Below are 15,377 nucleotides of genomic sequence, written 5' to 3'. Positions count from 1 at the left end.
AAATTTAATACGTTTCTTACGAAATTAGTTTATTAAACTCTGAATATCAAACGTTTTAACGTATCAAAACATCTTTTAACATAAAAAACATCGCAGAAACTAACTTGCTGCGATGTTTAGTGTGTTTTAACAGGGTTTTTAATATCCCCCACGAATGTAATCGTGAACTTTTTCTTTATATAATTGAGTTAATGCCTGATGTACTTCCGGAGATAAGGCATTTAAATTTGATACCTGAGCATTACCAATAACCTGTTGTTTTGAACTCGCTCCAGGAATAATTGAACTTACCGCTTTGTGATCTAAAATCCAACGTAAAGCCAGTTGTGCCATAGTCAATTCATCTAGAAGGATATTATTTTTAATAGCATCAACTAACTCCAATCCTTTCTCATAAGGCAATCCTGCAAAAGTCTCCCCTACATTAAAAGCTTGTCCGTCGCGATTAAAATTTCTGTGATCGTCTTCAGCAAAAGTAGTGTTTGCATTAAATTTTCCAGTTAGCAAACCACTTGCCAATGGTAATCTTACAATTATACCAACACCTTTTTCTTGTGCCTGAGGTAATAATTCGCTTACCAACTTTTGGCGAAATACATTAAAAATAACTTGTAGTGATAATATACCTTCCTGTTCTAAACAAATCAATCCTTCTTCAACCGTTTCAACGCTTGCTCCAAAATGTTGTATTAAACCTTCTGCTTTTAAATCTCGTAACCAGTCAAAAATTTCTCCTTCTTTTAAATATTCCGTTGGGATACAATGTAATTGAAGCAAATCTAAACTATCTACTCCTAAACGCTCAAGGGATTCTTGAACCGTTTTTCGCAATACATCTTTAGTATATTTATCTGGATAAGCATTGGCAGCTCTACCAAACTTAGTGGCTACTCTGATTGGTATATCACAGGTTTTTAAAAACTCACCAATTAACGCTTCACTTTTTCCATTACCGTAAACATCGGCAGTATCAAAAAAGGTGATGCCGTTTTTTACGGCTTCGTTTAAAATTTCGAATGCTGTTTCTTTTGACAAATCTTGCCCCCAATCGGCTCCCAATTGCCAGCATCCTAATCCTACTTCACTAACTTCAAAACCATTTTGGCCTAAATATCTATGTTTCATTATTGTTTAATTTCTAAATTTCTGCAAACAAAGTTATAATAAACAATTCAGAAAAAAGCCCTTATTCAATTAAGCGTTTTATAATAGATGAAACCGGCAATATTTCAGTCGTGTGTGCAATGCTTGGACCTGCAACCCAAACGGTCTTATACGTCGCTTTTGTAGCTGCATTTTTTGTGGCATTCATACCTATTGAAAACCGAATCATTTTCACCCATTTCTTAAGTTTTTTATGTCGATTTAAAACAGACTCTAACCATGTTGCTTTAGTTCCTATTTTTTTAACATAAGGGGTGTTAATCACAGTACATGGTGTCCCAGAGATACGTTCGGTCATAACAATATCATCTGCACCATAATCTACACAAGCCTGTTTATATTCGTCCGTAACGTTAGCTTCCATTGAGGCTATAAACGGACTCCCCACAGATACTCCCGCTGCACCATAACTTAACATCCTGTCTACATCAGCTTTACAACCAACGCCTCCCGCTGAAATCACAGGAATTTTGCATTGCGCCGTTAATAATTTTATAAGGGTTTCAGGCGATAAATCGCCTCGATGGCCACCTGCTTCATTATTGACAGCAATAACGGCATCGGCCCCCAAGGCTTCAACTTTTTTAGCATACTTTAAATCAACCACATCACAAAACACTTTAATTCCTGCTTTATGAGCTTCGGTAATGGTTTCTTCGGGATTACCGAGGGAGGTAATAATAAAGTCACACCCTTCGTCACAAAGCACCTGTAACTGATCTTTGTACTTAATATTTGATTTATTAACGATTAAATTAAAACCAAAGGAACCTCCTTCTACCTTAGCTTCCTTTAATTCCTTAATAGCTAACCTTAATTCTTCTAAGGTTCGGTAATTAAGCGCAGGAATACACCCGGCAATCCCTTCGTTCATGGCTGCCTTAACCATGGCCGTGTTAGACACCAAAAACATTGGTGCTAAAATAATAGGGTGTTTAATATTGAGAAGTGTGGTAAGTTTAGTTGACATTTACTGTTGGTTTTATACAAACATACAAAATATTATGCACGCATAACACCTTATGCAATCTGAATATTAAAACTGATAATATCCACATTTTAAATAAGCGCCTTCTTCAAATCCAATAGGATGATCGGTATCGTGATAGGTTTTTAATTTTAAATTATACGGACGATTAACTTTGCTTAAAACTAGCTGATTGATATCGAAAAAAGCTTGCGACGTTACTCGTGATGAACAAGACGCCAAAACCAAAAGCCCGTGTTTTGCAGTCAGTCTTTCTCCTAACTGAGCCAACTGGGCATACTTTTTCTTTGCCAAGTCTATTTCTGAAGCTTGCTTGGCAAAACTCGGTGGATCGATAACCACAACATCAAATGTTACCTTGTTGTCTATAAGTTTTTGAAGTTCCTCAAAAGCATCGCCTGCTATAATTTTATGTTCTCCAGGATAATCGTTAAGCTTTCCGTTTTCGACTGCTATATCTAAAGCCTGTCTACTAATATCTAAACTCGTTACTGAGGTTGCTCCGTTGTACAATGCATGAACCGAGAATCCTCCTGCATAACTAAAGACATCTAAAACTGTTTTACCCTTACTCCACTCTCCCACTTGTTTTCTATTAGCACGATGATCTAAGAAATAACCCGTTTTATGTCCTTTAATAACGTTAGCTGAAAACTTTACATTATGTTCTACAAACTCAACCACCTCATTTTCGAGCTTCCCAAAAACTACTTCTCCATTTTCTAAATCATGCAGTTTAGATTGTTCTAAACTTCGGCTTAAACGAATAACAACCGTTTCGGCTTCCGATATTTTTTGAAGACTTGGCACAATACTTTCTAAATAAGGTAACCAGATTTCTGAATAGATCTTCACCACTAAAACTGTATTGTACACATCAGCAATTAGCCCTGGAAAACCATCATTTTCTCCAAACAATAAACGATAACTATTGGTGTTGGTTTGAAGTAATTCATGACGTTTAGCGAAAGCTTCGTTAATTCTATTCTGAAAAAATTCAGCATTTATTTCGGCCTTTTCAAACCCGCTATGCAGCATTTTTATACGTATTGGCGAGTTGGCATCGTAAAGCCCTAAACCAATAACTCTATTTTTACTTTTATCAAAAACAATAGCTAAATCACCCGACTTAGCATCGTCTTTTATCTTTGTTATGTTGTTTGAAAACACCCAAGGGTGCCCTTTTAAAACAAACTGCTCACCTTTTGTGTTAAGTTTTACGGCTAATCTGTTTGGCGAATAAGTTGATTTTAATTTTTTTGAAAAGGACATGTGTGTAGTGTATAATTTTCAGACTTCAAAAGTATTTCTTTTAACACTGGGAATAAAACAATTCTAATTAAAAATTGAGATTACTAACTTAAAATTGATTAAATTTGGAATACCCTGAGGTTATAGCACCTCCCTGATAATCTTTATTAAAAATAACTGTTCCCTAACATGGCTAAAGAAAATAAAGATTATATCATCCCTATTCTGAAAGAAAACTCTTTATTCAATGAGATTTCTGATGAGCAATTACATGCCTACACGAAAATTTCCACAGTAAAACAATGGCCTAAAAACACCTGCCTGTTAGATGGAGATGGTACTCAATATAACTTTTACATTATTATATCGGGGAAACTAAAACTCTACTATTACAACAAATCTAAAGACCGTAAAATCACTCTTTTTTTATTAGTTAAACATGATGCTTTTGATGTGTCGCGTTTATTGAATTTTTCTCAACACAAAGTGTATTATGAGACTTTAACAAATGCCAAGATACTAGTAACAAACTCACTTTTACTAAAACGGTGGATGGCCGATAATCCTGAATTTTATAAATCATTACTACATTATACGCTTTACAAACTTAATGATTTAGAAGCCTATGTTTCCAGTACTTCTATTGATGACACCTCGACCAAATTAGCAAAGCTTCTTATAAATAACATCAACCATTCTTCAAATCAAATTGAAAACATAAACAACCTCCCTCATAAAGAACTCGCTCAACTTATAGGTACAACCAGAGCCGTTTTAAACCGTCAGATTCAAATCTTTAAAAAAGAAGGCATTATTGACATTAAAAACAAAACAATAGAAATAAAGAATATGAATCTACTCTTAGATAAGTTAAATAACGAGTGATTATTAAAAGTTAAACATTTCTTAAAACATATTAAAATGCTACTTAGGTAGCAAACGACATTGCATAATCGGACTAGTTTTACAGTATAAAATTTTTCTCCCTGAATAATAGTAATAGCAAATTGTTTAATTAAATTCTATTATGATGAAAAATTTTTTACTGGCTTTAACCCTCTTAGGCTTAGCCAACCTAAGTTATTCACAAATCGAGGATCAACGTCATCCACTCTATTTAGAAACAATCATGGAAACGTTTTTAATAGAATCTCCTGAGGTTGTATGGAATAAAGCAAATGCTCATAAAATAGTAAGAGAAAGAGAGCCCAATTTTGCTACATCAAGTAAAATTTCAAGTTTTAAAGATAACCTAATAGCTATTTTAAATGATGACTTTATGGTTGATGACAACTATATTGTGGAATCAATAAAAGGGAAATCTTCAATTGCCAAAACAACAAAAAATCATTTAAACGATGAATACCATGAAGCCGTTTCATTATCATCGGATTGTGACCGCATTAGTGTATTAGAAACAATGGTTGCTAATTTTGATATTACACAACACGAATCTTATAGCGAAAAACCAGATACATTTGAAATAGCCTTTAAAGAAGGTGCCGATAAAAACGGTCAAATTAATGCGGTATTTGATTCGGAAGGAAATCTTCTAAGATCGTATGAACGCTTTAAAGATATCAGACTTCCTCGTATTGTGTTAGATGCTATTAACAATGAATATCCCGGTGCTGTTATTAAAACCAACACCTATATAGTTACATACAATGAACAAGCTGGAACAAACAAAATTTACAAGGTAAAAATAGATGCAAACGGTAATAAAAAATCTTTGAAGTTAAATAGTAATGGTAAGTTTATTTAATATTTTATTTGAATTAGTCACCTAAAAGCGTAATCGATATTCTAGATTGCGCTTTTAATTTTTAAAGCTAGTTTACTTTACTCAATAAAGCCTGAAATCTTGGTTCTTCCCTTAAAGGTTTAAACCTTATATCTTGCTTCAGTCCCCAAAAGAAAAGTCCTTGACCTCCAACTTCATAATCTTTTTCCAACCAGGTTAAAGCATTCTCAACATCTCCTAAGCCCATATAAATGGTTGCAATCATAAAAGGTGGCACATAAACCATTTTGTTTTTGTTCAGCTGGTATTCTAAAATATCTTGGGCTTTTTCTCGTTCGCCAATCATACCATAAGAGTAACCTAACATCCAATTGGTATTAGAAGCAACACTTCTGGATGTATAAAGCTCTATAGCTTCATGATATTTTCCTAAACCGGTTAAATTTGTGGCCTTCATCCATATCAGCATATTATTATTTGGAAACATTTTTAAGGATTCATCCATTTTATCAATGGCTTTTTGATATTCACCAAGATAATAATAGTGCTGCCCCATATCACCTATATATTTGGAGGACAAAGGGTCTAATTTAATTACCTTATTGAAGTTCTCCTCCATCAATTTCAGATTTCCTTCAAATGCATAAATCCATGCCAACTTATCATAAGCGTTTACATAACTTGGGTTAATTTCAATAGCTTTTTTCAAGTAAAGTATGGCTGTTTCTCTCTGGTATTTATAATAACTAATAGCCCCTAAGGCTCCAAAAGTCCCTCCATCATTTGAATTAATCGCTAAAGCCTTTAACGCAGGTATAGATGCCTGTTCCAACATTTTTTTTGGAGACTCTCTTCCCCAGAAAATATATTCAAGATAGGTTTCTGCTAAACCAACATAGGCTCTACAAAAATTAGGATCAATCTCTGTGGCGCGCTTAAATAATTGCTCTGCTTTTTTAAGTTCCTCAACTTTTCCTCCTCCTCTGTGTAAATACATTTGACCTTCTTTAAACACACTGTAGGCTTCCGGATTATTTGTGGGTAAACTATTTAAACGAGATTCCTCAGTTTCACTCAATCGAATTTTAAGTGCATTAGCTATATCTTTTGAAACATCAGTCTGCAACTTAAATATCTGCACCATCGTATTATCGTAATTATTGGCCCATAAATTTTTATTACTGGCGGCATCTACCAAATTGGCATTGATACGGACCTGATTATCATTAACACGCACACTTCCTTCTAGAATATAATTTACATCTAATTCTTTTGCTATTTGCTGAATAGACTTTTCGGTTCCTTTGTAATGCATGGCCGATGCTCTGGAAATAACTTGCAAATGCTGGATTTTAGAAAGGTGAGTTATTATATCATCGGTAACACCATCGGTAAAAGACTCCGAATTATTATCTAAATTCACACTGTTAAATGGTAGTACAGCAATTGTTAATTCATTTAATTGATGACCGTTACTGGTTTGCTGTCTGGTTATTAATAATGTGGCAATAAAAGCCAATAACACAAAAAGTAAAACAGCTGCTTTTCTCTTAAAACTTTTGAAGGATTTCCCTATACGCTCTTCGGTTTTCCCATTTATTTCAGATAAATTCGGCACAACAACTCCTTCATTTGCTATAGCAAAAACCGGCATGGTTTGATTCACATTTTTAAATTCGAAAACATCAAGATATTTAGTTTCAAATTCACTTTGGTTTCTTAAATCATCGTTAATCTTACCTGAAACCAAGATGCTTCCTGCAACAGCCAAAGATTCAATTCTCGATGCCACATTTACGGCATCTCCAATAATATCGGTTTCTGTTTTAATAATATCTCCAAGATGAATTCCAATACGAACCGGAATAACAGGACTTTGCTGAAAATACTGCTGCATTTTAATCGCACAGTTAACTGCCGCTATCGAACTTTTAAAAACACTTAATGTGCCATCTCCGTAATACTGAATTAATTCACCTTCACACTCTTTTGTTGACATATTAAACACTTCACGGTGCTTTTGACGTATATGCACAGCTTGTTTTTCATCCTTTTGCATTAAGGCTGTATACCCTTCAATATCGGTAAACATTATTGCTACAAGTTGTCTTGACTGTGCCATTTTATCGTAATAGATAAAAGTTTAATACACTAATTTAAAACTTTATCTTTTAAAACAATACATTTCACATAATTAACTCATAAACAGAATTGTATATTGATAATTATTTATATTTATAGAACAATACCATCTTAAATGCCGGACACTTTTAAAAATAACGTTTCTGAATTCCTAACAGGTGTTCCTTTTTTTACCGAGGTTTCCAGACCTTCATTAGACAACCTCTGCAAATCATCAAAAACAGAAACCTATTTAAAAAATGAAAGCATTTTAACCAAAGGGGATGTTGGTGACTCTATGTATGTTATTCTTGAAGGTCATGTAAAGGTTCATGAAGGCAGCCATATTTATTGTTTTCTTAAAGCTGGAGAATGTTTTGGTGAATATGCTTTAATAGACGACCAAAGGCGTTCTGCTTCGGTTACCACAGTTGAAAAAACAAACGTTTTAATAATAGACCGAAAAAACTTCGTTAACCTAATAAAAACAGACACCGGTTTTGCCAACGGTATTTTATCGGTTTTAATTAAACGCCATCGTGAATTAGACATCATCCAAGAGCGTTTAGCCAGTTCTAAAAAAGCCATTGAAATCGCTCATTCTAAAATGAGTGGCCTTATTAATGGTGCTATGGATGCCATTATTATGTTTAATCAGAATTTTAAAATCATTTTAACCAACCCTTCAGCTAACAAAATGCTGGAAAACGACGATGTATTACAACGAAATGTCCTGTTTTTTTTCGACGACGACAGCGCCGATTTAATTGAAACCATTGTTAGCAATGAAATTGATAATAATACCATAAACCAATTCCTGCCACAAATTATTAAAGTTATTGGTTCAAATAATACTGAAACTTTAAATGAAGGCACCATAAGTAAGTATGGTGTTGAAAACGAGTATTATTACACTTTAATTTTAAGAAATACCGAAGACCGCATTCGAGCTGAAAACAAAATCAATCAGCTCACAAATCAAACGCAATACTTAGAAGAAGAAATACAAGAACTTACTAGTGGTTATGGCATCATAGCCGAAGACCAAAGTATGAAAACAGTTTTAAACCTTATTCATCAGGTTGCAAAAACTAATGCCACGGTATTAATTCATGGTGAAACAGGAACAGGAAAAGAACTTGTTGCCAGGGCGATACATAAAGAAAGTGACCGAAGCGATAAACCACTCATTAAAATTAATTGCGGTGCTATTCCTGCTAATCTTATAGAAAGTGAATTGTTTGGTCATGAAAAAGGTGCTTTTACGGGAGCAACAGCCAGTAGGAAAGGACGTTTCTTACTGGCTGACAAAGGCACTATATTTTTAGATGAAATAGGAGAAATGCCTTTAGAACTTCAACCCAAACTTTTAAGGGTTATACAAGAAGGAGAATTTGATCCGGTTGGCAGCTCTGAAACCATTAAAGTTGACGTACGCATAATTGCGGCAACTCATCGAAACCTGAAAACTTTTGCCAAAGAAGGTAAGTTTAGAGAAGATTTATATTATCGCCTAAATGTATTCCCTATTGAAGTTCCAGCTTTAAGAAGCCGTGGCGCGGATGTTGTGTTAATAGCACAGGAGATGGCTAACCAGTTTTCAAAAAAAATGGGCAAACTACCTATGACCCTATCTGAAGCCGATAGATCCTTACTTATTAATTACAATTGGCCCGGGAATGTCCGTGAACTTCAAAACCTGATAGAACGTGCGGTTATTGTTTCTAAAAACAAAATCCTTAATCTACAGAGTATTATTCCTCTTCAAATACAGGAAGATACAAAAGCGACAAAACCTATAGCAGATAAAATTTATACCGCTGAGGAACTATCTGCATTAGAAAAATCAAATATTATTAAAGCCCTTAAACAAACCAGATGGAAAATATCTGGTGAAAACGGTGCTGCATCTCTTTTAAAAATTCCCCCTACTACCCTGGCATCAAAAATTAAAGCTTTTGGCATAGAACGACCTGTGTAAATTCACGAAATATCGTAAATACACTAACGAAATATCGTAAATACACGATTTTCAGTTAGTTAACTTCGCATTACAAAAACACATAAATTACTGGTTTTCAATATTTTAAATAGTTTGGCACGCCAAATGCATCTATTATGGCAACGAAACAATTATTCAAATTAATCAATTTAAAATTTAGAAAACATGATTACAACAGCAAATGTAAAAAACGGAGTAAACGTAGATCAATTAGTAGAAACTATTGGAGCAGTTCAACAAAATCCGGAATTAGCAAAATTCCAGTTCCGATCTAAAAACAACTGGATTGATGGCGGACACTGTGTGTCAAGCATCAAAGAATTTTATGGTGTCGGACAAGAAGATACCACGCGTCAAGAAACTTTCACTATGGAATGTGATCACCCTAATGTCTTATTAGGTAACGATACAGCGGCTACTCCACCAGAAGTTGTATTACACGCTTTAGGCTCGTGTTTAACAGGCGCTATGGTTTACCATGCCGCTGCAAATGGTATTACCATTGAAGGAGCCGAATCGTCTTTAAAAGGTGACATCGATTTACATGGGTTTTTAGGATTAGATCCTGAAGTTAGAACTGGATTCGACGGCATCACCTTTACTTTAAAAGTAAAGTCTGATGCTACGGCTGAACAATTAGAAAACCTTGCCAAATTCTCTCCAGTATTCGACATGATTACTAACCCTACGCCTGTTAAAATAGAAATTGTAAAACAATAGTCTATTAAAAAAATGGCTACTAAAAACTAACCGGTAGCCATTTTTTATCACTTAATTTTTTAACAACACCATGAACACTTCAAAATTTAATATTGTAAATGCCAATCAAGCTGTGGCAAGGATCGCGTTTAAAACGAACGACGTGATGCCCATCTATCCAATTACTCCTGCATCAGAAATGAGCGAATTGGTTGAAAAGTGGGCAGCCGAAGGCCAAATAAACTATCACGGCATGACTCCAAGTGTATATCAAATGCAAAGTGAGGCCGGAGTTGCCGGAGCCATGCATGGTGCCTTAATAACCGGAGCTATATCATCAACCTTTACTGCCTCACAAGGTTTACTATTAATGCTTCCAAATCTTTATAAAATTGCCGGAGAACTTACCCCAAATGTTATTCATGTTGCTACCAGAAGTATCGCTACCCATGCATTATCAGTCTTTGGCGATCATAGCGATGTTATGGCCGTTAGACAATCTGGATATGCTATGTTGGTTAGTGCTTCTGTTCAGGAAGCTCAGGACTTTGCTCTTATTGCTCAGGTAGCTAGTCTGAAAAGCAGAATTCCTTTTATTCACTTTTTTGATGGTTTCAGAACGTCTCATGAAATTTCAAAAATTGAAACGATTACTGATGAAGCCATTCAATTATTGATGCCTTCCCAGGAAATTGAAAACCACCGCAATCGTGCTTTAAATCCTAACCAACCGACCATTAAAGGCACTTCACAGGGAGCAGATGTCTTTTTTCAAAGTCGAGAAGCCACAAACTCAATTTATAATACCTGTCCTGATATTGTTCAATCTACAATGGATTCTTTTCAAAAATTAACCGGAAGACATTATAAACTTTTCGATTATATAGGACACTCTGAGGCTGAATCTATAATAATATCCATGGCCTCTTCAACTGAAACCATTGAAGAAACTATTCAGCAATTAAACCTGAAAGGCGAAAAACTAGGCTTGATTAAAGTTAAATTGTACAGACCATTTAGCAGCAAACATCTGATTGAAGCCTTACCAAAAACTTGCAAATCTGTAGCCGTATTAGACCGAACTAAAGAACCCGGCACCAACGGCGAACCTTTATATTTAGATGTATTAGAAACGTTAACAGAAGCCTATCAAACTAACCTAATAACACATTTACCTAAAATATATGGCGGACGTTACGGCTTATCTTCAAAAGAATTTACTCCCAAAATGGTTCTAGCTATTTTCGAAAACCTTAAAACCAACAGCCCTAAGAATCATTTTACTGTGGGTATCCAAGATGATATAACACGCTTAAGTTTAGATGTAAAAAATAATTTAAACATCAATCAATCCTATCAAGCGGTATTCTACGAAACAAAACACAACTCACTGACTGAACAATTTAAACATACCTTAGAGCTCATTGGTTCTAAAAACCAGACTTTCATACAAGGGTATATCGAGTGTGATTATAAAAAATCGAATTCCAGAAGCGTATCGCATTTACGAATAGACAACAAACCTATAAAAGCTCCATACTTAATTAAGAAGGCTAATTTTATCTTTACAGACCATGTAAACTTCATCGAAAACGATTCGGTGTTAGAAAGCATTAAACCTGGAGGAATATTACTCGTCCAAACAAATTTGACAACTCATAGCTTTTGGAATACATTATCCGAAAGAGCACAAGTATTAATTATAAAAAAATCAATTACTCTAAAAATCGTAAACACAGTACTTCTTAAAAACATAAACACCATAAGTGAACTTGAAATTTCAGCTTTACAAGCTTGCTTTTTAACCCTAACTAATCAGTGCTTGGATGAAAGGGCCAAACAGCAGATAAATCAACACATACATATAGTAGATACTTCAAAGGTGACATCTGATGCCGAAAGCACCAATCCCTTCCTAAATACATTATTAGGTAAATTGCTAAACAACCAGGGACATTCAATTCCTGTTAGCGCTTTACCTGTAGATGGCACCTACCCTACCAATACCTCACAACACAACCAAATTGAAGCTACATCTTTTATTCCTGATTGGAATACCAATTTATGTACCCAATGTGGTGTTTGTAGCATGGCCTGCCCTCAAGGCGCATTACGTATTAAAGTTTTTGATGATGATTACTTAAATAAAGCTCCAGAGTGTTTTAAAACCCTAAAAGCAACAGAGCCAAAATGGAAAATTGATCTCTTAAATTACTCCATTCAAATCAATACAAATCAATGTAATGGATGTAATAACTGTGTCGATGCCTGTAATAACAAAGCTTTAATGCTGGTAGATAAAAAAAGTGAAAATAATAACGAGCACTGGGATTTTTTCAAATCTATACCCGAAATTGACAGAAATCAAATCGATGTAACAAAAGTTTCCCAACAGCAATTACAAGAACCTTTATTTAAATACTCTATGGGAGTTAAAGGTTGTGGCGAAGCGCCTTACCTAAAACTATTATCTCAACTTTATGGAAACCGATTATTAATTGCGAATGCCACTGGAGCCAGCTCTATCTTTGGAGGCGCTTTACCAACTACTCCATGGAGCACCAATAACAAAGGGCAAGGTCCTGCCTGGGCTAACTCTTTATTTGAAGATAATGCTGAATTTGGTTTAGGTTATCGATTATCTATAGACCAACAAGAACGACAAGCAAGACAACTTTTAAAGCAATTGTCTCCCGAATTACCATTAACATTGGTTTATGATATTCTTAATAACAAACAATCCTCTGAAAGTGAGATTCATTTTCAACAAACTAAAATTAATCAACTAAAAACACTAATAAAACCATTTAAAACAAACAAACACGAGCTTCTCTATAATCTTGCAGATGCATTAGTTAAAAAAAGCATTTGGATTGTTGGAGGCGATGGTTGGGCTTACGACATTGGTTTTGGAGGAATAGACCATGTGCTGGCTTCGGGTAAAAATGTTAATATTTTAGTTCTCGACAATGAGGTTTATGACAACACTGGAGGTCAAGCTTCTAAAGCAACACCTTTTGGCGCCCAGGCGAAATTCACTCATAACAGTAATAAAAAACAGAAAAAGGATTTAGGACTTATGGCTATGAATTACAGTAATGTTTATGTCGCTTCAGTAGCCATGGGAGCAAATCCAACGCAAACTTTGAAAGCTTTTAACGACGCCGAAAGTTTTAATGGTCCTTCAATAATTATAGCCTACTGTCACAGTGAATCTCACGGTATTGATATGACCCAACCTAGTCAGTATCATAATGCCGCCGTAAAATCCGGACAATGGTTATTGTATCGTCATGATCCAAGACGTCTTAGAAAAGGACAATCAGCTTTACAATTAGATTCAGATGCACCAAGTATTGAGATATCAGAGTATTTAAAATTAGAACAACGGTTTTCAAAACTTTTTCAAAATCATGAAGATTCAGTTAAAAATACGCTCGACACCTATCAATATCACATAAATAATAAATTTAAAACATACCTAAACCTAACCAATCACAACAATTTGATTAACAACAAACTAACTCACACCAACAACTAATATTATTTTTTCGTAATTTTAAGTAAGATTTTAGCGTACCCCCTAATTTACAAACCACAAAAAGCAATTACTTTCAATTTTTTGTGGGGCCTTTTTCCATACTTATTTAATTGCCCAGGCTACCTGTAACCTCACCTATTATCAATTAAAAACCTAACAATGCGTAACCAACCAAATAACATATTAGGAAAGATGGGGCTATTAATTATCATCTGTTTTAGCGCCATTGTAATGCTATCTGTTTTACTTATACTGGTGGTTTTCGATATCATCACCCTGAATCCCACCAAAAGAATGCCGAATATTTATTATATGAACTATGATGTTGCTACGCTTGATGATTCAGAAAATAATAAAATTATCAAATATGGCTATGAGCTCTTTAACGAAACACCAAAATACATTGGCCCGGATAATGGTAGGCCAGAAATGGCATATCAGGGCAATCGCCTGGCTTGTAAAAATTGTCACCTCAATTCAGGCACCAAACCTTATTCAGCACCTTTAATAGGTATCATTCAACGATTCCCCCAGTTTAGAGGACGGGAAAATAAAATTGGTACTATTGAAGAACGCATCAACGGTTGCATGGAACGCAGTATGAATGGCAATATGTTACCTGCTGATAGTAAAGAAATGAAAGCGATTGTAAAATATCTTGAATACCTCAGTCGATATGCTCCAAAAGATGGGAACATTGAAGGTCAGGGGTTTGTTAAACTGAAGATACCAGAAAGGCCAGTAAATTTATCACACGGAAAGATTGTTTTTGAAAACAACTGTACCGTATGCCACACCAGTAGCGGTCTAGGTGTGAAAGACAATAACGGCTATACTTACGAATATCCACCACTTTGGGGTGACGATTCCTTTAATCATGGTGCCGGTATGGCCAGAGTTATTACGTCTGCTCAATTTATAAAAGCCAATATGCCTTTCGGAACCACTTATGATGCGCCTGTTCTAACCGATGAGGAAGCATACGATGTTGCAGGCTATATTAATCAGCAGCAACGCCCATTAAAACCAAACCCAGAAAAAGATTTCCCTGATTTAAAAAAGAAACCTGTCTCTACGCCTTACCCTCCTTATGCAGATGATTTTTCAACAGAACAGCACCAGATAGGTCCGTTTCAACCTATTATGGAATACTACAAAAAAACATACAACATTACCAAAACCAAATAATTATGAAAACAACAAACAACACCAGAAGACAATTTTTAGGAGCACTAGCTTTAGGAGCAACAGCAAGTACCATTTCGGTATTAACGAATCCTATGTATGCGAATACAACCGTATTTGACGATTCAAAAATGGATGAAACCTATGATTGGTTTGACCAAATTAAAGGAACTCATCGTGTAGTTTATGATGGATCGACACCGCATTACGGACTTCCTATTTTATGGAATTGGGCATTTTATTTAACCAATAATGAAACCGGCTCACCTGATACCGATATTACAGCCATGAGCGTTTTACGTCATAGTGGTCTATGTTTAGCACTAAACGATGACATCTGGAAAAAATATAAACTAGGTGAAATATTTAATGTCAAAGATCACACAAAAGAATTTGCACTAAGAAACCCATTTTACGAACCTCAAGACGGGGATTATCCTATTAACGGGCCAGGAGGATTAAAAAGTTTAGATGAGCGCGGTGCCATGTTTTGCGCCTGCGATTTAGCAACTAAAGTTTATAGTAACAAAGTTGCCGAGAAAATGGGCTTAGCCCCAACAAAAGTATATCAGGAATGGGTGAATGGTATGCTTCCGAATGTTAAACTGGTTCCTTCTGGTGTATGGGCTTTGGAGAGAGCTCAAGCACATAAGTGTGCCTATATTTTCGCAGGAGAATAAAA

11 protein-coding genes are annotated in these 15,377 nt (G+C 35.2%); 7 read left to right on the top strand and 4 right to left on the bottom strand.

Annotated elements, in window-relative coordinates; genetic code table 11:
- Positions 1 to 138 precede the first annotated feature (138 nt).
- The 3 genes from ICJ85_RS00460 to ICJ85_RS00450 form a co-directional block, all read right to left on the bottom strand.
- The gene (locus ICJ85_RS00460) at positions 139 to 1,125 is read right to left on the bottom strand and encodes an aldo/keto reductase (protein WP_188221804.1); all 987 of its coding nucleotides are present in this window, start codon (positions 1,123 to 1,125) and stop codon (positions 139 to 141) included.
- Between the two features lie 61 nt (positions 1,126 to 1,186).
- Complete coding sequence (locus ICJ85_RS00455) at positions 1,187 to 2,134, bottom strand: NAD(P)H-dependent flavin oxidoreductase (protein ID WP_188221803.1); 948 nt, start codon at positions 2,132 to 2,134, stop codon at positions 1,187 to 1,189.
- A gap of 66 nt (positions 2,135 to 2,200) precedes the next feature.
- Positions 2,201 to 3,424, bottom strand: coding sequence for a class I SAM-dependent rRNA methyltransferase (locus tag ICJ85_RS00450; RefSeq protein WP_188221802.1), 1,224 nt, complete (start codon positions 3,422 to 3,424; stop codon positions 2,201 to 2,203).
- Between the two features lie 168 nt (positions 3,425 to 3,592).
- On the opposite strand from ICJ85_RS00450, the gene ICJ85_RS00445 reads away from it, so the two are divergent.
- Together ICJ85_RS00445 and ICJ85_RS00440 are read left to right on the top strand one after the other, a co-directional pair.
- On the top strand, positions 3,593 to 4,288 hold the full coding sequence (locus ICJ85_RS00445; RefSeq protein WP_188221801.1) for a Crp/Fnr family transcriptional regulator: 696 nt from the start codon (positions 3,593 to 3,595) through the stop codon (positions 4,286 to 4,288).
- Between the two features lie 142 nt (positions 4,289 to 4,430).
- A complete protein-coding gene (locus ICJ85_RS00440; RefSeq protein ID WP_188221800.1) occupies positions 4,431 to 5,168 on the top strand; it encodes a hypothetical protein in 738 nt (245 codons plus the stop codon).
- 67 nt (positions 5,169 to 5,235) lie between these two features.
- Here the strand turns inward: ICJ85_RS00440 and ICJ85_RS00435 are convergent, their stop codons facing one another.
- Positions 5,236 to 7,269, bottom strand: coding sequence for an adenylate/guanylate cyclase domain-containing protein (locus tag ICJ85_RS00435; RefSeq protein WP_188221799.1), 2,034 nt, complete (start codon positions 7,267 to 7,269; stop codon positions 5,236 to 5,238).
- Positions 7,270 to 7,404: 135 nt separating this feature from the next.
- Between ICJ85_RS00435 and ICJ85_RS00430 the strand changes: the two genes are divergently transcribed.
- From ICJ85_RS00430 to ICJ85_RS00410, 5 genes are all read left to right on the top strand, one after another.
- On the top strand, positions 7,405 to 9,249 hold the full coding sequence (locus tag ICJ85_RS00430; protein ID WP_188221798.1) for a sigma 54-interacting transcriptional regulator: 1,845 nt from the start codon (positions 7,405 to 7,407) through the stop codon (positions 9,247 to 9,249).
- Between the two features lie 186 nt (positions 9,250 to 9,435).
- On the top strand, positions 9,436 to 9,990 hold the full coding sequence (locus tag ICJ85_RS00425) for an OsmC family protein (RefSeq protein WP_188221797.1): 555 nt from the start codon (positions 9,436 to 9,438) through the stop codon (positions 9,988 to 9,990).
- A gap of 70 nt (positions 9,991 to 10,060) precedes the next feature.
- Positions 10,061 to 13,510 (top strand): 4Fe-4S binding protein, encoded by a 3,450-nt coding sequence (locus ICJ85_RS00420; protein WP_188221796.1) that lies wholly within the window; start codon positions 10,061 to 10,063, stop codon positions 13,508 to 13,510.
- A gap of 159 nt (positions 13,511 to 13,669) precedes the next feature.
- On the top strand, positions 13,670 to 14,698 hold the full coding sequence (locus ICJ85_RS00415; RefSeq protein ID WP_188221795.1) for a c-type cytochrome: 1,029 nt from the start codon (positions 13,670 to 13,672) through the stop codon (positions 14,696 to 14,698).
- Positions 14,699 to 14,700: 2 nt separating this feature from the next.
- Positions 14,701 to 15,375 (top strand): twin-arginine translocation signal domain-containing protein, encoded by a 675-nt coding sequence (locus tag ICJ85_RS00410; protein WP_188221794.1) that lies wholly within the window; start codon positions 14,701 to 14,703, stop codon positions 15,373 to 15,375.
- Positions 15,376 to 15,377: the final 2 nt, after the last annotated feature.

Origin of the sequence: Aestuariibaculum marinum, assembly GCF_014596975.1 — a bacterium.
Taxonomy (GTDB): Bacteria; Bacteroidota; Bacteroidia; order Flavobacteriales; family Flavobacteriaceae; genus Aestuariibaculum; species Aestuariibaculum marinum.
This window is presented reverse-complemented; position numbering and strand designations above follow the sequence as displayed.